20 protein-coding genes and 1 pseudogene are annotated in these 24,332 nt (G+C 68.2%); 14 read left to right on the top strand and 7 right to left on the bottom strand.

The genetic code is table 11. The features are described from left to right. Positions 1-51 precede the first annotated feature (51 nt). From AB0K25_RS19915 to AB0K25_RS19895, 5 genes are all read left to right on the top strand, one after another. Positions 52-495 (top strand): hypothetical protein, encoded by a 444-nt coding sequence (locus AB0K25_RS19915; RefSeq protein WP_363821701.1) that lies wholly within the window; start codon positions 52-54, stop codon positions 493-495. 40 nt (positions 496-535) lie between these two features. Beyond that, entirely contained in the window at positions 536-1,297 is a 762-nt protein-coding gene (locus AB0K25_RS19910; protein ID WP_363821698.1) for a class I SAM-dependent methyltransferase, read from the top strand. 138 nt (positions 1,298-1,435) lie between these two features. Beyond that, complete coding sequence (locus AB0K25_RS19905; protein WP_363821696.1) at positions 1,436-2,434, top strand: hypothetical protein; 999 nt, start codon at positions 1,436-1,438, stop codon at positions 2,432-2,434. A 174-nt stretch (positions 2,435-2,608) separates the two neighbouring features. Continuing rightward, positions 2,609-3,103, top strand: a complete 495-nt coding sequence (locus AB0K25_RS19900; RefSeq protein WP_363821694.1) for a hypothetical protein — start codon at positions 2,609-2,611, stop codon at positions 3,101-3,103. Between the two features lie 133 nt (positions 3,104-3,236). Then, positions 3,237-4,361 carry a tetratricopeptide repeat protein gene (locus AB0K25_RS19895; protein ID WP_363821692.1) on the top strand — a complete coding sequence of 375 codons (1,125 nt, stop codon included), beginning with the start codon at positions 3,237-3,239 and terminating at the stop codon, positions 4,359-4,361. 751 nt (positions 4,362-5,112) lie between these two features. Here the strand turns inward: AB0K25_RS19895 and AB0K25_RS19890 are convergent. Further along, entirely contained in the window at positions 5,113-5,361 is a 249-nt protein-coding gene (locus tag AB0K25_RS19890) for a hypothetical protein (protein WP_363821689.1), read from the bottom strand. Here AB0K25_RS19890 and AB0K25_RS19885 point away from each other — a divergent pair. Beyond that, positions 5,354-7,429 carry a bifunctional diguanylate cyclase/phosphodiesterase gene (locus AB0K25_RS19885; protein WP_363821688.1) on the top strand — a complete coding sequence of 692 codons (2,076 nt, stop codon included), beginning with the start codon at positions 5,354-5,356 and terminating at the stop codon, positions 7,427-7,429. The two genes, AB0K25_RS19890 and AB0K25_RS19885, sit on opposite strands and share 8 nt — an antisense overlap. 22 nt (positions 7,430-7,451) lie before the next feature. Here the strand turns inward: AB0K25_RS19885 and AB0K25_RS19880 are convergent, their stop codons facing one another. Continuing rightward, entirely contained in the window at positions 7,452-8,306 is an 855-nt protein-coding gene (locus AB0K25_RS19880) for a DUF6545 domain-containing protein (protein ID WP_363821686.1), read from the bottom strand. A gap of 302 nt (positions 8,307-8,608) precedes the next feature. Here AB0K25_RS19880 and AB0K25_RS19875 point away from each other — a divergent pair, with 302 nt between their 5' ends. After that, on the top strand, positions 8,609-9,439 hold the full coding sequence (locus AB0K25_RS19875) for an SAM-dependent methyltransferase (protein ID WP_363821683.1): 831 nt from the start codon (positions 8,609-8,611) through the stop codon (positions 9,437-9,439). 617 nt (positions 9,440-10,056) lie between these two features. Here the strand turns inward: AB0K25_RS19875 and AB0K25_RS19870 are convergent. Together AB0K25_RS19870 and AB0K25_RS19865 are read right to left on the bottom strand one after the other, a co-directional pair. After that, positions 10,057-10,689, bottom strand: coding sequence for a hypothetical protein (locus tag AB0K25_RS19870; RefSeq protein ID WP_363821681.1), 633 nt, complete (start codon positions 10,687-10,689; stop codon positions 10,057-10,059). A 275-nt stretch (positions 10,690-10,964) separates the two neighbouring features. After that, on the bottom strand, positions 10,965-11,384 hold the full coding sequence (locus AB0K25_RS19865) for an LPXTG cell wall anchor domain-containing protein (protein ID WP_363821680.1): 420 nt from the start codon (positions 11,382-11,384) through the stop codon (positions 10,965-10,967). Between the two features lie 690 nt (positions 11,385-12,074). Here AB0K25_RS19865 and AB0K25_RS19860 point away from each other — a divergent pair. The 3 genes from AB0K25_RS19860 (at position 12,075) to AB0K25_RS19850 (ending at position 15,183) form a co-directional block, all read left to right on the top strand. Then, on the top strand, positions 12,075-12,797 hold the full coding sequence (locus tag AB0K25_RS19860) for a tryptophan 2,3-dioxygenase family protein (RefSeq protein ID WP_363821677.1): 723 nt from the start codon (positions 12,075-12,077) through the stop codon (positions 12,795-12,797). After that, entirely contained in the window at positions 12,794-13,954 is a 1,161-nt protein-coding gene (locus AB0K25_RS19855) for an aminotransferase class V-fold PLP-dependent enzyme (protein ID WP_363821676.1), read from the top strand. Before AB0K25_RS19860 ends, AB0K25_RS19855 begins: the two co-directional genes overlap by 4 nt. 74 nt (positions 13,955-14,028) lie before the next feature. Further along, on the top strand, positions 14,029-15,183 hold the full coding sequence (locus AB0K25_RS19850; RefSeq protein WP_363821673.1) for a tryptophan 2,3-dioxygenase family protein: 1,155 nt from the start codon (positions 14,029-14,031) through the stop codon (positions 15,181-15,183). A 1,598-nt stretch (positions 15,184-16,781) separates the two neighbouring features. On the opposite strand, the gene AB0K25_RS19845 is transcribed toward AB0K25_RS19850, so the two are convergent. Together AB0K25_RS19845 and AB0K25_RS19840 are read right to left on the bottom strand one after the other, a co-directional pair. Next, positions 16,782-18,326, bottom strand: coding sequence for an ATP-binding protein (locus tag AB0K25_RS19845; RefSeq protein ID WP_363821670.1), 1,545 nt, complete (start codon positions 18,324-18,326; stop codon positions 16,782-16,784). 108 nt (positions 18,327-18,434) lie between these two features. Beyond that, complete coding sequence (locus AB0K25_RS19840) at positions 18,435-19,676, bottom strand: ATP-binding protein (RefSeq protein WP_363821668.1); 1,242 nt, start codon at positions 19,674-19,676, stop codon at positions 18,435-18,437. A 256-nt stretch (positions 19,677-19,932) separates the two neighbouring features. On the opposite strand from AB0K25_RS19840, the gene AB0K25_RS19835 reads away from it, so the two are divergent. Next, a complete protein-coding gene (locus AB0K25_RS19835) occupies positions 19,933-20,886 on the top strand; it encodes a hypothetical protein (protein ID WP_363821665.1) in 954 nt (317 codons plus the stop codon). A gap of 6 nt (positions 20,887-20,892) precedes the next feature. Further along, positions 20,893-21,261, top strand: a complete 369-nt coding sequence (locus tag AB0K25_RS19830; protein ID WP_363821662.1) for a hypothetical protein — start codon at positions 20,893-20,895, stop codon at positions 21,259-21,261. Between the two features lie 328 nt (positions 21,262-21,589). Here AB0K25_RS19830 and AB0K25_RS19825 read toward each other — a convergent pair whose 3' ends face one another. Next, a complete protein-coding gene (locus AB0K25_RS19825) occupies positions 21,590-22,648 on the bottom strand; it encodes a hypothetical protein (protein ID WP_363821659.1) in 1,059 nt (352 codons plus the stop codon). A 304-nt stretch (positions 22,649-22,952) separates the two neighbouring features. Between AB0K25_RS19825 and AB0K25_RS19820 the strand changes: the two genes are divergently transcribed. Together AB0K25_RS19820 and AB0K25_RS19815 are read left to right on the top strand one after the other, a co-directional pair. Further along, positions 22,953-23,360, top strand: coding sequence for a transposase (locus AB0K25_RS19820; protein ID WP_363821657.1), 408 nt, complete (start codon positions 22,953-22,955; stop codon positions 23,358-23,360). 78 nt (positions 23,361-23,438) lie between these two features. Beyond that, a pseudogene (locus AB0K25_RS19815) lies at positions 23,439-24,311 on the top strand (IS630 family transposase); the annotation flags it as partial. Positions 24,312-24,332 lie beyond the last annotated feature (21 nt).

The raw sequence follows: 24,332 nt of genomic DNA, 5'->3' as shown, positions 1-24,332 counted from the left end.
CCCCGTGGACACCGCCGTCCGTCCCACCCCCGTCAGGGCGGACAGCGGCAGGTGGTTGGCGACGATGACCCGAACACCGTCGCCAACCACCCCACCCACCACCAAGCGCGTCCCGGCGGTCCCCCCACAGCCGACGACGACACCATCCTATGGCTGCTCACCGACCTGACCCGCTGCACCACCTGCTGGCAACTCCTCCAGCCCTACGCGGCCACCCCGCGACGCCGCTTCTACGTCTGCTTCTGCCTAACCCTGCACCCCGCCGAACACCTGGAAGCCCTCGTCGTCGGCCACACCGCCGCCCACGACCGCCGCACCGCGACAGCCCGACCACTGATCACCTACCGACACTGGCACCAATCCACCCGCGCCGACCTACGCCAGGACCTGACCCGCCTCATCGACCACGTCCTCGTGCACCCCGACGCCATCGAACTGCGTTGGCGGCACCACACGAGCAGCGGCAGCAGGCCACCCCGGCACAGCCGTCCCTGATGCCGCCGGCATCACCCGCGCCCTCACCTGGAGGAAACTCATGAGCACCACACAGTTGCCCACATACCCGGTGCCCGCACATCAACTCCTTGACTCGACCATCCGCACAGAACTGCACCGGCTCGACATCACACCGTCCCAGGCGGTGCTGGAGATCGGCGCCGGCACCGGCGAGATCACCACCCGCCTTGCGCAGCTCGTCGGCCCCTACGGGTCCGTCACCGCCGTCGACACCAACACCGGCCAACTCACCCCGACCAGCGTTGTCGACGTGCAACGACGTGATCTGGACCGGGAGCTCCTGCCCGGCACGACGGACAGCTACGACCACGTCCTAGCCCGTTGGCCGCACGGCCCGCTCCGCGATCCGATCGACGTGGTGCAGCAGATGATCGCCCGGATACGGCCGGGCGGCTCGCTCACCTTGGCCCACATCACGTCCGCCCCGCCACGGATCTACCGCGTACCCGACGCCGAGGACGGCCACCTCCTTGGCAAGGTCATGCATCAGGTGCGCTGCGCCCTCGTGGGTCGCGACGGGGCGCAGACGTGGACCCACGACATCGACACCCTGCTGATCGACAGCGGCATGGCAGGCCACTGCACGCACACCGGCATCGAGACCTGGACCGGAGGTGGCCCCGGATGCCGTCTCCTCGCCGACATCGTCACGCACCTACGCCCCACCCTGAACGGGCTCGGCGACGGGGACGTCGACCAGTTCGGCGCGCTCATGGCCGACCCCCGCGTCCTCCTGACGTCCTATGAGCGCCAGTTCATCCACGCGAACAAGGCCATCTGAGACCATGACGAACCTGATCAACGGGTCCCGACCCGGCTCGCCGTCCGACCTGGACAAGAAGGCCCCACAGCGGCGTCCATCCGTCCTCGTCGTCTGCTACTCCCAGGGGTCCATGGTTGACACGACGCGGGCGACGCGATGACCCGAACCCGCACCGTCGCGACGCTGCTCGCCGCGTCGCTTCTTCTCGCGGCCTGCGCCGGACCACCCGCCGACGTGAACCCCGACCCGCCGCCGGCGACGTCGCCTCCAACCAGCGCGCCACCGGTCCCGGCTGGACCGGTCCTGACCCGCCTGGCCACCACCCTCGGCGACGCGGCCGCTGACACCACCCGTGGCGCCTACCAGTACATCGAGCGCCGCACCTGGTACCAGCAGCTCATCGGTCCGTCCGGCCCCACCGGATGGCCCGAACGGGTCCGCGTCGACCAGTTGTGGCGCACCGACGACGCCGCCGACGGGCGGCAGGTCAGTGTGCACGTCGACAATGGAGGTTGCGTCCCCGACGGCGGCGACAGCAACTGGGCAGGCGCGACCGGGGACCGGTTCGACCAGCCACCGCCGAGACAACCCGACGCTCTGCGCACCCACCTGCTCATCGCGGGCCGCCCTGAGGAGGACCGTCCGCAGGACATCGTCGGCGGGATCGCGATGCTCTACGAACGCCACGCGCCCACCCGTCCGGTCCGGGCCGCGGTCCTGCGGCTCCTCGCGCAGCAGCCCGGCCTCCTGGTGCAGGCCGGCGTCACCGACCGCGTCCAGCGCCCCGGCATGGACCTCATCCTCCCGTACACCGACCGCTCTGGCGTGCCACGGCGCGACATCCTCACCATCGACGCGCACAGTGGCGTCCTGCTCGCCGCCCGCAGCGCCATCACCGGCCTCATCCCACCCCTGGACCCGCGCCTGGGACCGCACTTCCCGGGGCTGATCATCGCCGAGGCCGCCAACTACCGGCTCTACGTCGACAGCCGCCGCACCCCGAACACCCGCACCCCGGCGGCCGGCTGCCAACATCCCGCCCTCCGGCCCGGCGGCTCCCCGCATCCAGGGCAGGGCGTCGACCCGGCCAGGGGAGGGCGGCGCAGTCCCCGCAACCCGCCGGCCGGGCCTCGCCGCAGGAGGGCTCGAAGGTGAGCGACCCACGGCCGGTCGGGACGCTGCCGCCGCTGCGGGACTACCCGCAGGAGGCCGTCAACGCGATCGTGGAGGGCCAGGCGAAGGGTGGTCGCGGCCAGTTCCGGGCGGTTTGCGGTAGCGGCAAGTCCTGGTCCCGGTGCATGCCCCGTCCGGTTGTGCCCGTCCGGGCTGGTGGTGGTGGCCTGTCCGTCGCTGCCTCTGTTCGCGCAGGCCCTGGCGGTGTGGGCCGCTGCGGGTATGGCGGCGCGGGTCCTCGCGGTGTGCAGCGATGGCTCCGTCGCCGATACGGCGGTGCGTACGGCGGACCTTGAGTGTCCGGTCACCACGCGGCCGGGTGAGATCGCGGACTGGGTCCGGCGAACTCCCGCCAGTTGTTTGCGGCTCATTCTGGTCACCCATGTCTCTGCCGCGTTTGTCGGTGAAGGGCAGCGCGCTGCCGGCACCGCCGCGAGTCGTTTGGTCGTCGACGAGGCGCACCACACCGCGGGATGGCCCGGCAAACATGGCGCCCTGGTGCATCGAGACGAGCACCTGCCGGCCACACGACGGCTGTACATGACCGCCACGCTGACGGTCCTCCCCGAACTGACCGCCGGCCTGTCCACACTCCAGGGCCCGATCCGGCTAGCTCTGCACTCGCTCGCCGGACCGCTCACCTGGCCATGACCACCGCCATCCCGCAGCCAGTTGCGGGACCACCCACGCCGGCGTCCACCCGTCCGACCGCCCAGACGATCGCTCCGGCAGCGCCAACACCACATCGTCCCCCGTTCCCCAGCCCGTCGAGGACAGCCCCCTGATGGCCACGCCCCCCAAATACACCTCCGACGTCATCGCCGACGCAGTACGCCAGGTCGAGAGCGCCCGCGCGACAGGACGACGCGGCCCGATCAGCACCGTCGCCCAGGAACTGAACCTTGACCGCCGACTACTCCAGACCTGGGTCAGCAAGGCCCGCGCCGAAGCGGCCACCGCCGCCCCGCACGCCACACCGCGCACCGACGTCACCAATGACACGGTCGTGCTGCCCGACGGTCTGCTCCACTGCCAGTTCTGCCAACAGCCCATGACCCCGCTCTTCACCTACGCCGGGCTCGTCTACGACTGCCCACCACCATGCCACCGCCCTCCGCTGAACGCGGCAGCCATCGCACACACCGTCGGCCAACTGGTGCTCCGTCACGCCGCGCACCTCGTACCCGCCCACACCCACCCCAAGCGCGCAAGCATCGCCGCCACCCACGCCCACCGGTTCATCGCCCGAATCACCGCCGGCACTTACCCCACCGACCTACGCATCACCTGGCCCTCCACCGCCGGCCAACCCCGACACGCCCTGACCGAGGATCTTCACCTCGCCCGCCAGTTCGCCAGCACCGATCCCACCCGCACCCACCACCTCCTGCACAGCATCCTCACCGGCGTCGATCCCACCACCACCGCCACCAACACCCTCCACGCCGAAGCCGCCCACCTGCTCGCCACACTCCTGCACAGCAAGGCGGCGATCCGCTGGGCCGACTACGCCCACCGCAGCCTCACCCACCTCCACGGGCCCACAGCACCGACCACCCTCACCGCCGCCCACACCCTCGCCACCGCCCACCGCAGAGCAGGCCACCACCAACGCGCCCTGCGCCTCTACCAGCAACTCGCCGACCACCTGGCCACCACCGCCGGCCCCGACGCGCACCCCACCCTCGCCGTAAGAGTCACCACCGCCCTCGTCCTCAACGACCTCGGCCACCACGACGCCGCCCGCACCCTGCTCGCCGACACCATCACCCACCACCGCCGCACCCACCCCGGACACCCCGCCACCCACCGCATGGCCGAGCACCTCGACCAACTGCAGAACCACGCGACCTGCCGCAACAGCGGTCCAGAAGCATCAATGGGCCTTCCTGCCCTAGTGCAGGCATGACGGTCCCGGACGTGGCGGGAGACGACATGAGAGTGGACCGACAACGACGCGACATCCGCCTCGGCCGGAAAGCCGCTCCTACGCGGGTAGCAGCAGGAGGCGGGCAGGCGATCGTCCGGACGACCGGAATGATGCCGCTGGTAGAATCGCCGGCACTTCGGTCGCGCTCGAAGCCTTAGCGGGGTGTACAGGCGCGGATGAGGTGTTGGTTGAAGAGCGGCGGCCGGGGTTGCCGCATCGCCGGCTTGCCGACGATGTCCCGGCCGCCTCAACCGTCAACCGTGACCAGCAGGCGGGGGTCGGTTGCTCGCCGCGTGTGGACACCCCTTGTGGTCATTCTGGTGCCTTGAACCGGCACTAGCCCGGCAGATTCTCTCTAGCGCCGGTAGTGCGTATCCACCCACTTCGCTCTTGCCTTGCCGTCGGAGAGCGCCGTAGTGCGTGGGTGGTGACCAAAAAGACCTTTTGGCGTTGATTGAAGCCTATGTGATGGCATACGTTTCCACTGATCTCGATCAAACCTAGGGAGGTGGGGGCATGCGCAAAGGCGTCGAGTGGGGCTAAAAAACCGGCGATGAGCTGCTACTGTGGACGACTTGCACGAGAGGGCAGGGTTGATGATCACGGGGGCCTGACTGATGCCAACCCAGCGCGGAAGATGGGCGCTGGTCGCGTTGACAACCTTAATTTGTATTCTTGCGTCGGCGTGCCTCCTGTGGGCGGTAACCCATGCGGGGCAACCGGCGCGTTACTACTTCGTGTATCCGCTGATGGGTGTGGCGCTGATGGCGGTGGGCGCGATCTGCTCGGCGCCACTGCCGCAACGGATGCCAATTCGGATCACTCTGACGCCCACCGCGTCGTTGGTCTGTGCCGCGGCGTTGCCGGCGCCTTGGGTGATCTTGTCCGCGGCCGTCGGCGTGGCGGTGGCACGGATGGTGACGCGGTACCCCCGGGCGTCGGGCCTGCAGAAGGCAATCCAGAACACCAGCATGGACATCGTTGCGGCTGCTGCCGCAGCGGCAGTCTTGTATGTCTTCGGGGTCCGGCCCGGCTTCGTCGAGGCCGAGATGGAAACGTCAGGTCTCGCACGGCTCGGGGCAGGTCTCCTGGTGGCGGCGGTCGTCGTGTTCGCCATCGAGGAGTTGATCACGGGCACCGCAGTGATGTTGGCGACCAGTAAGCCGTTCACGCTGGTGCTGCGCACCCTGTGGCGCACCCGTCTGATCGTCGCGGTCGGCGAGATCGTCACTGCCGGCCTGTTCGCGGTCGTTATCGGACTCGACCAGCGGGCCATGATCGCCCTGCCCGCGGTGATGCTCGTTCTGCACCTGGCAGTGACGTACCGGCTGCGCATTCGCGAGGAGCGGCGCGCCTGGGAGCACCTGGCGGCGCTGACCGACGCGCTGTCGGCCCGCGACTTGCACACCGTCCTGACTACTGCCGCAGTCGGAGCGGTCGGACTGTTCGGCGCCCGGGCGGCCGATATTGAGATTCACGGCGGCGAGCGGCTAGTGCGCGCCGACAGCGCAGCAGGGGAGGCGGGGGTCCTGTACGACGGCCCTGCGTCCGAGGTTCCCACCTTGACCGGCGCTCGGACTGTGGTGCGGCATGAGATCCGACGCGATGCGACCGGGTCGCAGGGCGTGGTGCGGCTGTACCTGACGGGCCGGCGCGATGCGCTGTCAGTGCGTGAGCAGGCAACACTGCGGGCTTTCGCCGCGAACCTGTCGACCAGCTTGGACGGCGTCCACGCCTACCGGCTGCTGGCAGAAGATGCGCACCGACACGAGCTGGCAGCCACCCAGGATCCGGACACCCGTCTGCCGAATCGGACGGCGCTGCTGTCTCAGGTGACGGCGAAGGCGACCGGAACATGTCACGTAGTGGTCATCCGCTTGGAGAACTACCAGTTCCTGGCCGACGCGGTCGGCAGGGATCGCGCGCTGAGGATCCTCAACGAACTCGCCATCCGGCTGCGTCAGGCGGCGCGAGACGCGGCTTCCGTTGTCGGTCGCATCGGCGACGCGGAATTCGCGCTGGTTATGTGGAACCTGTCCCAGGACACCGCCTACCAGCGGGCCTGCTGGGCGGTGGCGGCGCTGCGTCGACTGGTCACCGACGAGCAGGGCCCGCTGAGCGTGCGGGCGAGCGCCGGCATGACGTCGGGCCCGGCAGCTCAGGCACACGACCTGCTGGATGCCGCAGAGCGGGTGATGTGGCGGGCGGTTCGCGCGGGACAGGACCGGTTGGTGTCCTACCAGGCGCCCCCCGTGCCCAGAAACTCACTGGCCCGAGAACTGCTGGACGCGCGCATGTCGATCTCATGCGAGCCAATCGTGGACCTCACCACCGGCCGCATCGTCATGGTGCAGTCCACGCCGCGCTTCCTCTACTCCCGACACGACGTATTCGCCGCCGACGAGGACATCTACCAACTCATCGACGATGAGGAAGCCTTGCAGCACCTCGCGCGCAAGATGATCTCGCGCTCGATGTCGGCGGCGACCACGTGGCGGGAGGCACTGCCTCGGACAACGATGATCGTGCCGGTGCCGGCACGTGCGCTGACCCCCCACCTCGCTGACTCTCTGCGCGAGATGCTGAGCGCCTATGGCGTGGCCGCGTCATCGCTCGTGCTGGAAGTCGCGGAGGCTACCGCGATGCATGATCAGAACACCGTCGAGCAGTTGCGGCACTACGGAGTACGGCTCCTGCTGGCGAATTACGGCAGCGACCAGAACAGTTTCGAGGCACTGAACACCGCTGACTGGAGCTTCCTGCGCCTGCATCCGGCCTATGCGTTGGACGCCGGCTGGCGGCCGGCGCGCTCCGTGACCCGGGCGGCGGTCGACCTTTCCATGGACCTGGGCTTCGCGGTCATCGCTCCCGGAATCGCCAGAGAAGGCGAGCGGGAAGAGTTGGCTGCCCTCGGCTGCGCTATGGGCAGTGGCTCCCTGTTCGGCGGCGCGATGTTCCCCAGCCAGTTGAGAAACCACGCGCGGCTGTGGCAGCCGCAGGTTCTACCCGGCCAGGCGAGAGCGCTGCGGCTACACCGTTCGGGCTGACCGGCCGGGCGGGGTGATGCCCTCAGGCAGTAGTGCCGCCCGTCAGTACCGGCGCGAGATGCGGGTGGCGTGGCATGTCGTTCGGGTGGATGGCCGCGACCAGGGAGGCCCAGCGAGCGACCTCGGCCGCCACCACGGGGGAGTCGTGCCACGCGCAGGAGATGCGTGCGAGGCGCCGGGTCTCCCCTCGCACATCAGACATGTCGACAGGTGGTGTCGTATCGAGCGGGTCATCGACGACGGGCAGCGCGGCTTGGCGCCGGCGCAGCGCGACGGCGAAGGTGACGGCGCCCGCGACCGCGGCGGCGGTAGCGGTGTCCAGGCGATAGCGATGCGCTCGTCGCTGCGCGCTGGCGTGCACCCGCCTGCTGCACCAGGGACGTAGTAGCCGCAGAGCGTCGTGAACCTCGATGACTCGGCGGTGGCGGTGCCGGCTACCGCCGACCTCTACCGGGAGGGGGACACCCGTGGTCGTGCTGACGATCGTCGCGTCGGGCATTCCGGTACGCAGTTTGACCCACAACTGGTTGACGTGCCAGTCCGCACGACGATCCGCCCACCACGCCGACGGCCGCCAGCACCGCAGCCGTGCCGGCTTCTTGTCCGGCGCGCCGCCGGACCTGGCGGCGGCGCGAGTCATCTGCTGGTACAGCAGGTCGGCGGCCAGTTCCGCTTCGGCCTCCACGGCGGGATCAACGTCGGAGTGCATCGCGTGTCCGCCGTGGCCAAGGACGAGATGAGCGGCCTCGTGCAGCACGCTCTGCGTGCGCGCAAGCGTCGGCAAGCTCGCGTCGACAAGGATGTAGTTAGCCCGGTCCAGAGGGACAAGTACACCCGAGGGGTAGTCCGCTCCGAACCGCTCGTACCGGATGATCAACGGCCGGCCCTGGGAAGCTCCGATCGCCCGGCACCACGCTTCCACTGTGTAGGGCTCGGGTGGTGGCGGCACCCTCGCCTTACGCAGTCGCCGCCGCAGGCGCGCGCGAGCCCAAACCACCGCAACCTCCCCCCAAACTACGATCAGTAACGATCGAAAGGTCAGAGTGTAGCGTCCGACTGGCCACCTGCGGGTGCCCGATCATCGCCCTCCCCACTGGAACAGACGATGTCGGCTAAGCTCCCCCTCCTCATCAACAGCCATCGACGTTCCACCGCACACGTCCACAAGACGGGGGAGCAGTGAGCGACCAGCAATCCGATACACACGCCGCAGCCGGCGGGCGGGCCACCGTCGCACGCATCTACGATCATCTCCTCGGAGGCAAGCAGAACTTCCCCGCGGACCGCGAGGCGGCACGACAGCTCCTGCAGGCCGTTCCCGAGGCGGCCGACATCGCCTGGTCCAACCGCCTGTTCCTGCGCCGCGCGGTCCGAGTGCTGGCCGAGGCGGGCATCACGCAGTTCCTCGACCTCGGCTCCGGTATCCCCACCAAGGGCAACGTGCACGAGATCGCCCAAGCCGTCGACCCCGCCAGCAGGGTCCTGTACGTCGACATCGACCCTGTCGCCGTCGTCGCCTCCAACGAGATCCTGATGGGCAACCCCGGCTGCCGCGCCATCGAGGGCGACTTCAACCGCCCCGACCTGATCCTGGACGCCCTCGACGACGGCGACCCCGCCACGGTGATCGACCTCAACCAGCCCATTGCCCTCATCTACTGCGCCGTACTCCAGCAGGTTCCCGACGACCGCATCATGGACGTCGTCGCGCCGATCCGTGACCGGCTCGCCCCCGGCAGCGCCATCGTCATCTCCCACCTGAGCGCTGCAGTGACCGACACCTATGGCGAAGACGGCGTGTCCACGGCTAAGAAGGTGTTCCTTGCCCGCGCCGCAACCGAGATCACCCTGCGCACCGACGAGCAGATCGCCGCACTACTCGGCGAGTACCGCCTCATGGCACCCGGCCTTGTTCCCCTCAACAACTGGCGACCCGAACTGAGCGAGCCGGACCCCTACGCCACGACCCCCGGCGGTTCACCGATGCGGGGCGCGGTAGCAACCAACTGAGCATCGAGACAGCACGGTGCGAAAGCCCTGGCCGGCTGCCGTAGGTGCTTGCCATACTTCAAGGCATGGTGAACGGGTCGACGTGCCACCACTGTGGAACTACGGGCGCAACCTACACCCTTCCCGCAGTGCACGCCGCAGGAACGCGCATGACGCGCACCTCGACCACCACCATCCTCGGAGGCGCGGTCGCCGTCCGCAGCCGCAACCTGACCCGGTCATCAAGCCTGCTGGCGACACAACTGCGTCCCCCCGCCCGGCAGCGCTCCGCGTCACGGCCAGCCGCAGCAGCGGCAGGATGCGCGGCGCTAGCCCTTGCCATCCTCTACGGGCTGCTGACCTCGTCGACGATCTCCACGCAAGACGCCTCAGCAGCGTTGTGCGTGGCGGCGGTCCTTACCACGACCACCGCCCTGGCCGCAGCCGTGGCAGCTACGCGCTGGCGACGTACGCGGCAAACCGCGACGACGACGCGAGCGACGAGCGTGTGGCGCGCGGGCACATGGTGCGCCAATTGCCACTACGTGACCTTGCGGACTCCCGGCAGCGGCCGCCCGGCCTTGGTGAACGCCGAACACGTTCATCGAGCAATCCGCGACCTCGCAAACACCGGCACCTCAGCGGCCCGAGCCGGCTATCGCTGACCGGAGGGCCGTGTCGGCCGGCGTCCACAGGTCTCGTAGCGGCATCCACGACGAGGCTAGATCGTCCCAGTAGCAGGTGAAGACCCCGGCGAGCGGCTCTGTGGGGTCGCTCCACCAGATCGCGGCCACGATGTGTCCGGCTCGGTCGCCGGAGGGGATTCGATAGGCGTACTCGATGTACTGGACCCTTCGCCCAGCGGCGATCTGCTGTGTCGGGGCCGTCGAACCTGCTGCCAGTTTCGGAGTGATCATCGCTTGGGTGCGGTACCGCGCATGGGCGGCATCCCTGTCGGTGAGGCTGCGATAGGTGATCCAGTAGCTGGTGACGATGCCGGCCGTGCAGCGTGTGCGGGTTGTTTCGCCGTTGCGACGCTGGGCCTCGCTGATGGCGTCGGTGGAGCAGCCGCCGATGCCGAGCCACGGGCTGGCGAAGTCGGCGAGCTCGGGCGTCGGCAGGCGGGCCCGGTTAGCGGCTGCCTGTCGTTGATGGAACAGGGCACCGACGGGTGGGGTGGGTGCGGCGGCTGCCGGTGTCTGGCTGGGGCGGGGCATTACCCATGAGTGAAGCCCGAATCCGATGCTGGTGCCGGTGAGCAGAATTGCCAAGGCGAGTGCCGCAGGTCCTCGGTCCCACCGTCGGTGCCGGCCCGGGCCAGGGGTTGAGGTAGCTGAACGCTGGCGGTCGGGGTGCGGCAGGTCCGTCGTTGTGCCGATGCCGTCGTCCGGTGGAGGCGACGCTGCCGGGCGTACGGGGGAGAGCGCAGGCACCCGGCCGGGCGCGGTGGCCGGGACGTCCTCGGTCGAGGATGGCCAGACTGCCCGGTCCGGGTGCGGCGTCGTCACTGGCTACTCCTTGCTGTTGCAGGTGATTTGGCCGTGGCTCATCGGGTTCTGCGGCGACCAACCAGCAGCAGGCCCACGCCGGCGATCAGGGCCACGCCGCCGGTGCCGACGAGCGGAGCGAGACTGTCGCCCGTGACCGGCAGCGACGGGCCGGAGTCTGCGCTGGGGGCCTGCGGTCCGCCGCCGCCGCTCTCCGCGGTGTCCGCGCCTGGCTGAAGCCCCGTGTCCCTGCCTCGGGCCGGCTTCTTCGTGGGCTGCGGCCTTGCCTGGGTCGGCTCCGGCGGGGGAGGGGAATCGGGCGGTGAGGTGCTCGGATCGGGGCCCGGCGGAGGGGCGGAATCGGGTGGGGTGGTGGGAGCGGGCGGGGCAGTGGTGGGATCCGGGTCGGGCGGTGGGTTGGTCGGGTCGGGAGCTTCGGTGTCTGCCGGCTCCGCTGCCGCGGGGGGCTTGGTTGCCATATGGGGCCGTTGCGGCTTCGGTCCATCAGTGCCGGCCGTCGTGGCTGCGGCAGCTGACGGGGTCGTCTCGCCCCAGGCAGGTGACGCGAGAAGCGCCACGGCCATCAGGGTGGAAGTGGTGACCGCTGCGGCGGTCAGGTGTCGTCGCGCGCGTTGCGCAGATGCATCCACGAACTGGTATCCCCTTCTTCTAAGAAATGCCTTTGCGGTGGGGCATGTTTCGATGCTGCCGCGACCGCTAATGCCGGTTGGACGTTAGCGTCTCCGAGACTCGGACACCATCTCCCTTATGCCGGTAGCGGCCAGAGTGGCCATTGTTTTCCCAGCCCAGCGGGTATATGACGCGTTGTCGGCGTTGGCTCATATTCAGCTAGCTTTAGCTGCATCGATGGACACGGGCAGGGTGCTGTGGTGGATTCGATGCCGGTCAGACCCAGTGCTCGACAACGGGGGAGGGGCGGGGCTCTTTGGTCCGCCTTATTGCTGCGTCGGGCTGATGCGCTATGCCCTCAGATTGGTTCGTCGAAGAATGAGAATTCGAGTAACTGAACCCGCCACTGGCGCGAGGGGCCGTGACCGACATCGGGCAAGGCAGCCGCACTGACCGTGCGGCGCGCCTGACCCTCGCATCCCCGCCAGCATCCCGCTCACCGCGACAACACCGAATCGATCAACGCGGAGGACCACATCGTGTCCACGACATCCCTGCCCGCCTTGCTACCCGGTCCGGGCAGCACCGACTACGCCCGCTACATGCGCACCGACGAACTACTGTCACTCCAGCGCAGTCCCACCGAGCGGGCCCACCCCGACGAGTTGCTGTTCCAGGTCGTCCACCAAGCCTCCGAGCTGTGGTTCAAACTGATCCACGACGACTTGGCGCGCGCGGTCGACCACATCGCCGCTGACCACCCCGGCGCGGCCGACATCCTCATCCAGCGAGCGGCGCTGAGCCTGCGGCTGGTCACCGACCAGCTGCACATCCTCAGGCACCTACACCCGGCACGGTTCGCCGCCTTCCGAGATGCGCTGGGCAACGGCTCCGGCTTCGAGTCCCCCGGCTGGAAGCACCTGCGCGACGCCACCACCGAACTCGACATCGCCTTCAGCAAGATGCTCGTCTCACTCGACCTGACGCCAGTGGACCTGCACCGCGGCGAACCCTCCGACCCGCTGTACCGGCTTGCCGAGACACTGGTGTCCCTCGACGAGCAGATCGCCCTGTGGCGCACCGAGCACTACACCGTCGCCACCCGCATCATCGGCCACGGTGTACTCGGCACCCGCAACACCCCGGTCGACAGCCTGACCCGCCTCATCTCCCACCGCCGCTTCCCGACGTTGTGGGAGGCCCGCACCGAACTGACCGAGTCCAGCCCACGAGGCCGCCAGAGCCGGCAGGCACCGCAATGACCGCCGCGCTGCCAGCAGCGGTCCGTAGCCGGTTCCCGAGCCTGGAACAGACGGCCCATCTGGCCGCCTGCAGCATCGCCCCCCGCAGCATCGACATGGACCAGGCGCTGGCCACGATGTTGGACGACCTGGCCCGCCCCGGCTTCTGGGCCGCGGCCGAAGATCAGGTGACCGACGCCCGGCGCCGGTTCGCCCGACTCATCGGCGCCGAGGACGATCAGGTGGCGATCCTGCCCAACGTCAGCATCGCCGCCCACCAGGCGGTATCCGGCATGCGATGGCGCCGGCGACGCGAGCTGCTCAGCACCACCGCTGAATTCCCCGGCGTCGCACACGTGTGGCTGGCGCAGGAACAGCGAGGGGCCCGGGTGCGCCGGTGCGGCACCCCCACCGGCCAGATCAGCTCCACCGACTACCTACGCGCCATCACCACCGACACCGCGCTCGTGTCCGTACCTGCCGTCACCTACCGAGACGCGACCCGCCTGAACATCCGCCGCATCGCCGACGCCGCCCACGCCGCCGGTGCCACCGTCATCGTCGACGCCTACCAAGCCGCCGGCGTGATGCCGCTGCACGTCGACGCCCTGCGCTGCGACTACCTGCTGGCCGGCACCGGAAAGTACCTGCTGGGTCTGCCCGGCCTCGCCTTCCTCTACGCCCGCCACCCGAAAGCAACCACCCCGGCCCTGACCGGCTGGCTCGGGCGGTGCGACCCGCACGCACTCGACCCGACCCGGCTCGACTTCCCCACGCACGCCCGCCGGTTCGAGACCGGCACGCCGTCCGTCGCCGCGGCCTACACCGCAGTCGCGGGGCTGTCGCTCATCGAAACCCTGGACCTGGCGGCGGTCCGCACGCACACGCAGCGGCTCCTCACCTCCGCCGCGAACCGGCTGACCGCCCAAGGCGAAGTCGTGCGTTGGCCGCACACGGCGGACGAGCGAGGCGCGCACCTCACGCTCATCGAGCCCCACGCCTGGGCGATGGCCGCCTGGCTCGAACACCACGGCATCGCCGTCGCTCCCCGCCGCAACGTCATCCGCGTCGCCACACACGCCTACACCAGCGACACCGACATCGACGCGCTCTGCGACGCCATCGCCATTTACCGAGTCAAGTCCCGTGCCCACACGCCGATCGGAGCATCGCGATGACCAGCCCCGAACCTGTGCGTCGGTGGCTCGCACAGCGCCGTCCCTCAGCCGAGCGCTTCCCGTACGACGCGGTCGTGACCGCCTACCAACACCACGGCAAACACTTCGTTCCCCACGACTGGACACACGCGTTGGTTGCCGCGAGAGACCGACTCCCACAGCTCAACGCCACCAACACCAGGCACCTGTCCGCATTCCTGTCCTGCGCGCTCGACAAGGCCGACGGAACCTACGACTACCGCTCCTATCTCGGCCTGCCGCTCCTCCGCCTACCCGGCCCCGACCACCCGAAGGGCACGGCGGCACAACAGTTCGCCCGGCGCGACCGCCTACACGCGATCCTGCTGACCGACCTCATCGCCTTCGAACTACGAGCAGCATTCGACGAGCACACGCCGCTGCCTCGAATGCGCCCGACACCCGCCATGACAACCAAGCGGCTGCGACACGCGCTCCGTGCGGCGATGCCCGCACTGCGCCGCCTCAGCCTCGTCGAGCCCACCACGAACAGCTCCCAGGTCACCCTGCTGCGGCGCGTTGTCGCCACCGTCACCATGGACCTCACCCCGGAAGATCGCCGCGCCCTGCAGGTCAGCATGCTGCCCGTACACACCGTCCACGACGAGTGGATGTTCATCCGGGTCCTGCAAGCCTTCGAGACAACCTTCGCGCTCCTGGCAACCGACCTCACCGACGTCATCACCGCCGTCGAGGCCGGACAGCCACCGCGAGCCGCGAGCAAGTTGTCCGCCGCCGCATCGCTGCTGCGCGAGAGCGCCTCGCTCTGGCCGCTGCTGGCCACTATCCAGCCTGCCGCGTTCCGCACCTTCCGAACGTTCACCGAGGGTGCCAGCGCCATCCAGTCCCGCCACTACAAGATCGTCGAGTCACTGTGCCGCACACCCCGCAACGCCCGCCTCGCCTCGCCTGCCTACCTGTCAGTGCCCGAGGTCCGCACGGCGATCATGCGCGGCCAGGTCAGCATCGACGATGCCCTCAATGCCGCCCAGCAATCGGCCCCCACCCCGGTCCTCGGGGCCGCGATGCGCGAGTTCGCCGCCGCGATCCAGCAGTGGCGACAGACCCACTACCGGCTCGCCGTGCGCATCCTCGGACCCGAACGCAGCGGCACCGGCTACACCGAAGGCACCCCCTACCTCCGCGACGCCCGCCACGAACCAGTCTTCAACTGCCCAACCACCCGACCGGATACCAGCAAGGGGATTTGAGCGCCGCGACCGCTTCGCCCGCCTTCCGCCCGGCCCCCAGTGCCGCAGCAGCGCCGGGCGACACCGACTTCCATACCTCCGGTCGGTGACGCCATCACACATCATTCCGACCATCAGCGCGCCGCCCCTCCCGGCCGCAGCCCACTGCACGTACGGCAATCAGGAGGAAGAATGTCTCCGCTCAACCCCACCCGGCCCGACGCCGATGGGCCAAAACTCGGCACGAAGACGCCGCAGCTCCTAGCCGCCGCGGTCACCCTGCTCCTGACCGCCGCGAGCAAACTGGCGAACCTTCTCTTCGCCTACCACCTCCACCGCCGGATCACCGCCGCCGGCGCCGCGATGCGCAGCATCGCCTGCCAACCAGGCTGGGCAACCACACAACTCCTGTCGCCGAAGGCCCGGAGCGCAAGACACCGAGCAGCCGTAGCGACGTTGCGAGTGATCGTCGCGCAGTCGCCGGAGGGCAGGGCACGTCCCCTGCTGCTCGCCTCTACCGCCGATGAACCGTCTGGCACCTATCTCGGCCCCATACGATGGTGGCGCACGCGAGGACCGACCGGCCTCGCAACCTCCAGCTTCGGATCCCAGAGCCATGCCGTCGCCCGGCTGCTCTGGGACTTTTCGGCGGAACTGCGGCGTCGACTTCGGACAACCTCCCACCCGCACGGCAGTTCAGCATGCCGTACCCGAGGGTCCAGCGAAGCCGGGCCGGGCGTGACACACCCTGGCCCAGCCGTCGCCCAACCAATAAATAACAGCCAGAGAAGCTCATCCTAGGATGCGCTAGCGGCGCTATGTCAGCTCACATGTGGGAGCTTCCCTGGAAGCGCGGACCGCAAGCGCCAGAGCGGCTTTTGCCAGGTCGATAGCTTCTTACCCTGGGACGTTAGCGGGTATGACTGCGACGCAGCGTAGGCAGTTGGAGCTGACTGACAGCCGGATGAGCGTCGGTACGTGTCATGAAGTCATCAGGCCCGGCCGCCGTCGGCTATGACCTCGGCGGTACCGGCTCAGAACATATAGGAGTTGTCGTGAGCGACCACGTTGCACGGCGCCCCGGTGAGGCGCTGCCTGCTGCATGGACTATCGGGCGCATCCGCGCACTCGGCGCAGTAACTGACCTCGTGACCGCTGGAGCCGCCCTGGGGATCGGCCGGACCAAGGCGTACGAACTCGCAAAGTCAGAACAATTCCCTGTCCGAATCCTGAAGATTGGCCACCGTTACCTGGTTCCAGTGTCCGGGATCCTTGAAATGCTCGGGGAAAGCCCTTCAGCCGACCGAACTTCGCAGCCTGAGGGCTCTGAGCCTGGCGATCGAAATCACCCTGACTAACCATGCGCTCGGCCGCCACTCATTGGCGGTTTTTGGCTTGGTGGCCGAAGATTGCTGCCCTGTTAGGGTGCGTATCTGATCTAAGGCGACCGGCGCGCTTCTCGACGTCGTCCAGCGTCAGTTGTCGCCCGAAGTCCGAGTGGCGATGTGCCTGGGCCCGGCGGAATACCGGGTGTTCCTGGCGGACCGCGGCGATCGCGAGGCGGGAGCCTGAACCGGGCGATGATCGGCAGGTGTCGAGGTGTGCTGCGGTCCGCACCGTCAAGCGAGATTACGTAGGCCGAAGTTGATGTGACCGAATCGGGCTCCCTCGCTGCTTGCCATTCTTAGGACGACGGCGATGGCTTCTCGGAGATTCTCGGGAGTGCTGTCTGGGAACACGGCCGTGACGACGAGATCATCAGTGAGTAGACGATGGACCATCGGCTGGACACGATGCTCATACAGTGCCGCGAAACTGGTGTAGAAGTCTCGGGTGCCGTCCTTGCCGCCGTGCAGGAACGCGACGAGGCACCACAGCAGGTCGGCCTGACAGAGCGAGTCCAGCAGGCTGTCGTCGCGCTGTGGTGTTTCGCCGACTGCGAACGCGCCGACCGGTGCGGCGACGTCGCGGCGGAGTGCCGGGACTCGGGTGATGATCTCGCGGGCTTGGGCGATCAGAACACCAGGAATCGGGTGCCCGTCGGCGCTGGTGGGTGCAGTGTTCCACCGAGAGTTCCATACCATCGCGTGTCGGAGCCAGGACGTTCGCTCGTATGCGTCAGGCTCGGTGCCGACCGGTTGCAGCGTGAGTGGTCGGACCGCCCACCACGCTCCGATGCGCACGGCGAGCGCGATGGCCGCCAGTACGCGCGCCACGATCGTGAATTGGACGGTGGCGTCGACGTCGTTACGGGGCTGATCCAGGACCAGCCCGTGGATGTAGATCTTGTAGAGCGCGCGAGTCAGTCGTTCGACCAGGTCCTCGTCGTCGAGCACGATGCCGTAGGCGAGCGCCGACACGGCCCGGTCTAGAAGATCTTGTAACCGGCCGGATGCGTCGGTGCCGGGATCGTCAAGCAGAGCGCAGCCGTCCCGGGCGATATCGAAGCCGAGCAGTCGGATCGGTACCTGATCGCGACGGCGAGACAGTTCGATAATGGCGGTGTCGAAGTCGTCCTGGCCCAGTTGCCAGGTCAACGCGGCGGCGGGGCCAACTGCGGCCTCCAAGCCGCGGTACTGCTGCCGAACGGCTGCGACGATGTCGTCGATGCGGGCGCGTTCCTCACGTCGGGCCGTTTCCACGTAGGGAGCGAGGAGCGTGGGAAGGTCAGCCGAGCGCCATCGGCGGGTGCTGGTGCCGTCGCGGACGAACACGTCGCCAGCGCGGAGCGCGGTCTTCTGGGCACCACCCGGCTCGGTGTAGGTGAAGTCGGATTTGATGATCGGGAACAGGCCGTCGGCTCGCCGGGCGAGGTAGATCAACGCCACCGGAACGTCGTTGATGTCGTGGACGGCGCTGCGGACATCGATGGAGCCTTCGAGGTGTTTGGCGAGAATGTCGCGCAGTCGGCTGGAGTCGAAGTCCGCAGCGTGCAGCCCAGGGGCGACCGGCTGGCCCCGGTCGTCCACGCCGACGACGAGGTAGCCGCCGTGGGGGCGGCTGAGCATGGCGGCGCAGTCCTTGACGAAGTCGAACTTCGACTTGCCGGCCGTCGCGAGGTCGTATCTCTGCTTGTAGTCCAGCGCCGGCAACTCAGTCTGCAAGCCCAGGAGAAGGCGGAGCCGCTCCTCATCGACAGCACCGTCGTGGGGCACGGAATCCATCCGGAGATCTTCCCTCACCCTGGCCCGCCCGACCAGCCTGTTACTTACGACGTGCTGGCGGTCCGCCCAAGGCCAGTGCCGCCGAAGACGTCCAACCTCGCCGGCGAGCTAGTCCTTGAAGAGGTCGGCGTATCGGTCGCCGGTGACGCCGAGGCCGCGCATGAGCCGGCGTACCAGCCGGTGAGTAATCGCCCCGGGCCTGTCGCGGAGTTCCGCGGTCACGGCCTCGGTGGATTCGGTGTACTGCTCCGTGGTGAACGGCTGGGTGCCGCCCGATCTGAGGCCGTCCAGGGCAGCCGTCGAGTACCGGCCTTGCAGCCCGGTGACGCCCACCGCTAGAAGCCAGCGCCCGCCATAGCCGAAGGTGGAGCCGAGGGCAGCGGCGATCTCGACTGTTCCTCGGACGTGGTGCGCGACACCGATGTCGAGAACGAACTGCTCTTGCTCTCCGGGGCGGGAGTCCGTGGCTCGGCCGCAGAAGGCCGTGACCCGGCCGTCGTCGCCGACTTCGATATCGACGGTGCGGCCTTCGAGGTCCCGGTCCGACGATTCGGGCAGTTGGCGAGCCGAAAGGCTGTACGAGGAGAAGGCGACGCCCTCGGCGCGGTGCGACTCGTTGCTGGCGAGGGAGACCCCGGGGCTGAACTCGTTGCTGATCTTGTTGACCGTGTCGCGCACGAGGCGGCTGACGTCTCTCTGCTCGATCTGTTCGGTCAACCAGTCCTGCGGTGTAGCCATCGGCTGAGCCACCACGTAGATGTGCCCCCGCCACCGAAGGGCTGTTGGCACCGGGTCACGGGCGATCTCCCGGCCGATGATCTGGCTGGCATCGAGGTGCCGCAGTGACCGTGCCGCGTGGAGCCGTTCGACCTCCGGGTCGGTCAAGGTTCGCTTGGTCGTGTCGCCTCGGCCGTAGTAGCGGCCGTCGACCATGTGCGGGGCCATCGCGCTGGGCGGGATCTCGATCAGCAGGATGCCACGGTGAGGATCGGCGGGGTCGATGGGGATGGGGTGGCAGCGGATGTACAACGGGCGGTCACACCGGGACCGGGCGATCTCGTCGACGCGCTCAGGTAGGCCGTGCAGGTCGACCGGCTCGACGGCCATGGTGCCAGCCTGCTTGTCCTCGCGGATCCCGACGAGGATGCCGCCGCCGTCGATGGCGAAGGAGGCCATGTCGCGGGCGGTCTCCTTGTTGGCACCGCTGCCGCTGCTGATCTCCAACTTCACATCGAGCCAGTGGGTCTCCCGCAGCAGCCCGTCGGTGATTGCCCGTTCGACGTCGGCGGCGGTGCGGGGCGTCCAGCGGGGCAGGCCTGGCCCGAGGTAGATCGGGAGCGGTTGCGTCATGACGTTGATTGGACAGGAGAACTTAGGTTTCCGTCCTTCCGGTTTTCGGACGAGTTGCCCAACACGGGTGTGGGCAGCCACCCTGCCCACAGGACGGGCAGACGGTGCCGATAGTTTTCCCGGAGCCGACAGAGGCCGCGACCGGCCGGGAGCCCGGTCCGATTCCAGGATGCGCTGGCATGGGCGCGACGGGCACCATGATCGAGGTCTACTGCCCGTTCGAGATGAGGCCGTTGTGACCCAGAATGGTCCCGCCGTGGAGTTCCTGACCCGCGCGGGCAGGTACTGCCGGGAGCAGGCCGACGAACTACAGACCCTTCTCGCCGTCGTGCAGGAGGGGACCGCGCCATACGCCGCGCCGGCGACCCAGGACCATCGGGCACTGCTGGCTGCGTTGCGGAGCGCGGACCGGCGCCTTCTCGCAAGCCAAGCGGTGGTGGCCGGCCTGAGCCTGGCGGTGTCCGTCGCCGATCAGGTGCGGTGGCTCGGAGCCCTACTAGCGCGACCACAGCAGGCGGTGCCGCTGTATGCGCACGCAAGTTTGGCGCGCTCAGCGGTGGAGGCCGCCGCCCTCGTGGTGCACCTGTTCGCGGATGGTCAGCCGTGGGACGTCCGACTCGGGCGAGGCGTCGCCTTCCTACTCGCCGACGCCGATGCCGCCGCCAGCGGTGCTGCCGGAATTCCCGGCAACCCCTACATGTCGGCCCCCGGAAGGCGAGTCCAGGCCGACCGGGATCGGCTGCGGGAGCTGGTCCGTCAGGCCAGGATCGAAATGGTCTTGAACAAGACCGGCAACCTCATCAAGAGCATCCGGGTACGTCCAGGCGGCCCCGAGTTCCCTCTGGTCACCAAGGCCGCAAAGCTGGTTGAGCAAGCATTTCCGGACATGCCCAAGGTATATGCGCTGCTCTCAGCGGTCGTACACGGGATGCCCTGGGGACTGGCCGACAGCATGCGACAGGGGCACCGGGAGATCACCTGGGGTTCGGACCCGATCAACGTTGCCGGCTCCGTACTTCCCGCGCTCGCAGCCGCCGCATATACCGGGCGGACGATGGCTCGATACCGCGGAATCGTCGATCCCCCCAGCATCGCCGGCCTGCTGCACCGACAACAGGCATTCGACAAGGCGATGCAACGATTCGGACAAGCGCACGGCGTGGTGGCCGGAGTCCGGCCCACCATCGCCCGTTTCCTGGAACAGCCCTGATCTCCAATGCTCACCTCCGACGGAATTCGCTACTCGCGGCGGCGTCACCGTGAGCTTCCAGGCCGCCAAGGGCCAGGTCGGTCTCGACCAGCACCAGGTCCGCCGCTGGACTCCTGGCACCGCTTCACCACCCTGGCCCTGGCCGCCCTCGCCGTCCTGGCGATCTGCGCCGCCGACACCGACGACGACTCCACCGACACCAGACTGATCAAGCTGACCGTCAACGAGACCCGCTGGCTGATCAACACCCTCGTTCTCCGCCCAATCCGCGACCTCACCCATCGTCTGCGCTGGTCAGACTGGCGCCGCCGCCATCAAGCCCGAGTCCGCCAAGCCCATTACACCCGACGCCTCAACCTCGAACTCCAGCCATGACCCCGAACGGAGGCTGCCGTACCAGCGCATGTACGGGAATCTAATCAATCTGACCAGAATGCGGGCCGAGTTTGCGCGCCCGGACCTGACTGAGCGGTAATCTTAGAAGGGCGCCGTACTGCTGGCAGTAGGTCTTGGCGGCGAATCGGATCAGGGGCGGTGTAGGACGCAGAGGACCTTGCCGAGGATCGTCGCGTGATCGCCGGACAGTATCGGGTAGCGGGGCACCGCTTCGATCATGGAAAAGTGCCCCCAACGACTTCTGGCTGCCGTAGGCGGTCAGCTTCCTATTGTGGAACCGGACCGAAGTTGACCGAACGCCGGGTGACTACTTCCAGCCCTCTGGCAGCTTCCCGCCGTTTGCCTTCATCGCTTCCTCCGCTCTCGTGATATCGCCGTACGTCTCTGGCGTCCACATGCTAAAGTCGGTTGCGCCGAGTCGCAGGGCGGAGTCCACAACAAATACTTCGCAGAAGTCGTAGTTCTCGGCGCTGTAGTGGAATTGCCCGTGCAGGTGGACAGCGTAGAGCTCTCCGCCGAACTGCATGTCCACGTGGGGGGTGAGCATCGAGAACCGAGCGTAGCGGGCCATGTCCAGGCCGGCGACCTGCACACACAGTACGCGCCGCAGTGTGGCGAGTTCGTTGTCGGTTTCCTCGAACGCGGAGGTCACCGAGGAGAGGAGCGCGGAGATCGCCTGCTTCGCGTCGTTGTCCCGGGCCTGGTACGAGGGCGAGATTCTTCGCCTGGATCGGTGATCCTGGTACGGCGACAGGTACAGGGTCTCGCGGCTTGACCCGGTGCCGATGCGTTTGCCGTAGCCCCAGTCGCTGAGTAGTTGGTGGAAGGCGATCGCCACCTCGGCCATGGCGGTACGCAGGTCGTCGGCATCGGCCGCGGCTCTGGCCGCGGTGAGTCGGGCGCGCACGTCGTCCTGGGTGACGATGTGGAGCATCGAGATGTCGTCGAAGTCGACGCCGAAGAACCGGGGGCAGTTCATCTCAAGGAAGCGCGTGGCACCGCGGCGAGCGGCCTCGATCTGGTCAGGGCCAGGGATTGAGCCGTTGTGTTTAAAACCGTTGCGGTCGTGGCCGATCCGGTTGACTGCGTCCAGGCAGGACATCCGGGCTTTGTCGGCTGGGCGAAGTTTCTTCGCGTTGTCGACGAACGCGTCCTTGAGGTTGATGCCCTGGTTGGCGCCTGCATGGTCGACCGCGATCACGAAGAAGAACTCCATGACGTCGTGGAACGCCAGCACCGACGAGAAGCCCAGCGGCGGTGGGGCGTAGGACTGGCTGACGGCTTGGTCGAAAAGCAGCCGGACGTATCCGAGCCGCTTCATGATCGCCGCGTCGGGTGTGGGCAATGGCTCTTCGGGCTGCTCCATGGCGGCGATCCTAGGCGCCGATGGTGCTCTTGCGTCGGGCTGGCGAGAGTCGGCTAACGCACCGGTCGGCTTGGGCCAGCAGGCTCGGCCCCATCATCCCAAGATCATCGCTAGCGTGACTCTTCCGAACGGTGGTCCTCGCGCCCTTCTCTGACACCCGTGCGAGATCCGCTGACGGCCAGAGAGGAACTGAGCACTGATACCTCGGCGAAAAGTCCCAGCGGCCTGGACAGTCAGTGCAGGTCCCCGCGCATCGTGCGGTCGAGCGGGACGAGGCCGCGATCACCACTTGGCGGCGGGAGACGTGGCCGGCGGGAAAACGGTAGCGGCGCAGTGGCAGGCGTGGCTGGTCTTCGAGGACGAGGCCGGTCAGACGCTCCGCCCACCGAAGGCACGCACCTGGGGACGATGCGGACACACCCCCGTGGTCCCGGTGTCGGGCAAGGGCTCCGGCCGGGTCTCGATCGCCGGGCTGACCTGTTACCGGCCCGGCCAGCGGTTCATCTACCGCACGATCACCCATCGCGGCCGCAAGAACGAGCGCCGCAGCTTCAGCGAACGCGACTACATCGCCCTGCTCGACGCCGCCCACCAGCAGCTCAGCGGCCCGATCGGGTGCGTCTGGGACAACCTGAACACCCACGCCTGCGCCGCCATGCGGCAGATGATCGACGCCTGGGATTGGCTGACCGTCATCCGGCTACTGCCTTGACCACGAACGTTCGCGGTGTTGGATGACACGCCGTCTGGCCTGCCGGCTGGGCGGCGTCGTTGCGGTCAGGCTGTGGCGGTGGCAGAACCCGTTCGCGTTCGGCGGCTGAGTGACCTGGAGGGTCAGCAGCTGCTCAGAATCACCCGCCGGGGAACCGGCTCACCGATCCGACTGCGGCGGGCGATGGTCGTGCTCGCCTCGGCCGGTGGGAACACGGTTCCGGCGATCGCCCGTCTCGTGCAAGCCGATGAGGACACGATCCGGCAGGTCGTCCACCGGTTCAACGAGATGGGGATGGCCAGCCTGGACCCTCAGTGGGCGGGTGGCCGTCCCCGCCAGATCAGTAGCGACGAGGAGCAGTTCATCGTCGAGACGGCCACCACCCGCCCCGAAACGCTGGGGCGACCGTTCACCCGGTGGAGCATCCGCAAGCTCGCCGACCACCTCCATGCCCACTCCGCTCGCCGGGTCCGGATCGAGCGGGAACGGCTGCGGCAGCTCCTGCACCGGCACCGGATCACCTTTCAGCGGACCGAGACGTGGAAGGAGTCCACCGACCCGCACCGGGACACCAAACTCGCCCGGATCGAGTACGTGAGCAGCCACTTCCCGCAGCGGGTGTTCGCGTTCGACGAGTTCGGTCCCCTGGTGATCCGCCCGCAGGCCGGCACCGGGTGGGCGCCGGCAGGGCACCCACACCGGTTGCCCGCGAACTATCACAAGCTGCACGGGGTCCGACAGTTCCACGGCTGCTACTCAGTGGGCGATGACCAGCTCTGGGGCGTGGTCCGACGCCGCAAGAGCGCCGCGAACACTCTCGCCGCCTTGAGGTCGATCCGCGCCGCCCGCCCGGACGGGGCGCCGATCTACGTCATCCTGGACAACCTGTCCGCGCACAAAGGGCTCAAGATCCGCAGGTGGGCGGCCCGGAACAAGGTCGGGTCTTGTGTTGGATGTGTGGGTCGCTGGTGA

The sequence above is a fragment of the Micromonospora sp. NPDC049257 genome (assembly GCF_040678915.1).
GTDB lineage: Bacteria > Actinomycetota > Actinomycetes > Mycobacteriales > Micromonosporaceae > Micromonospora > Micromonospora antibiotica.
Note: the sequence above shows the minus strand (reverse complement) of the source record. Positions and strands in the feature narration are given on the sequence as shown.

Excerpts from the sequence above, each read along its gene's own strand:
- AB0K25_RS19910 (WP_363821698.1), top strand. The coding sequence starts at position 536 with ATGAGCACCACACAGTTGCCCACATACCCGGTGCCCGCACATCAACTC.
- AB0K25_RS19905 (WP_363821696.1), top strand. The coding sequence starts at position 1,436 with ATGACCCGAACCCGCACCGTCGCGACGCTGCTCGCCGCGTCGCTTCTT.
- AB0K25_RS19895 (WP_363821692.1), top strand. The coding sequence starts at position 3,237 with ATGGCCACGCCCCCCAAATACACCTCCGACGTCATCGCCGACGCAGTA.
- AB0K25_RS19885 (WP_363821688.1), top strand. The coding sequence starts at position 5,354 with ATGGACATCGTTGCGGCTGCTGCCGCAGCGGCAGTCTTGTATGTCTTC.
- AB0K25_RS19890 (WP_363821689.1), bottom strand. The coding sequence starts at position 5,361 with ATGTCCATGCTGGTGTTCTGGATTGCCTTCTGCAGGCCCGACGCCCGG.
- AB0K25_RS19865 (WP_363821680.1), bottom strand. The coding sequence starts at position 11,384 with ATGGCAACCAAGCCCCCCGCGGCAGCGGAGCCGGCAGACACCGAAGCT.
- AB0K25_RS19855 (WP_363821676.1), top strand. The coding sequence starts at position 12,794 with ATGACCGCCGCGCTGCCAGCAGCGGTCCGTAGCCGGTTCCCGAGCCTG.
- AB0K25_RS19845 (WP_363821670.1), bottom strand. The coding sequence starts at position 18,326 with ATGGATTCCGTGCCCCACGACGGTGCTGTCGATGAGGAGCGGCTCCGC.
- AB0K25_RS19840 (WP_363821668.1), bottom strand. The coding sequence starts at position 19,676 with ATGACGCAACCGCTCCCGATCTACCTCGGGCCAGGCCTGCCCCGCTGG.
- AB0K25_RS19830 (WP_363821662.1), top strand. The coding sequence starts at position 20,893 with ATGCTCACCTCCGACGGAATTCGCTACTCGCGGCGGCGTCACCGTGAG.
- AB0K25_RS19825 (WP_363821659.1), bottom strand. The coding sequence starts at position 22,648 with ATGGAGCAGCCCGAAGAGCCATTGCCCACACCCGACGCGGCGATCATG.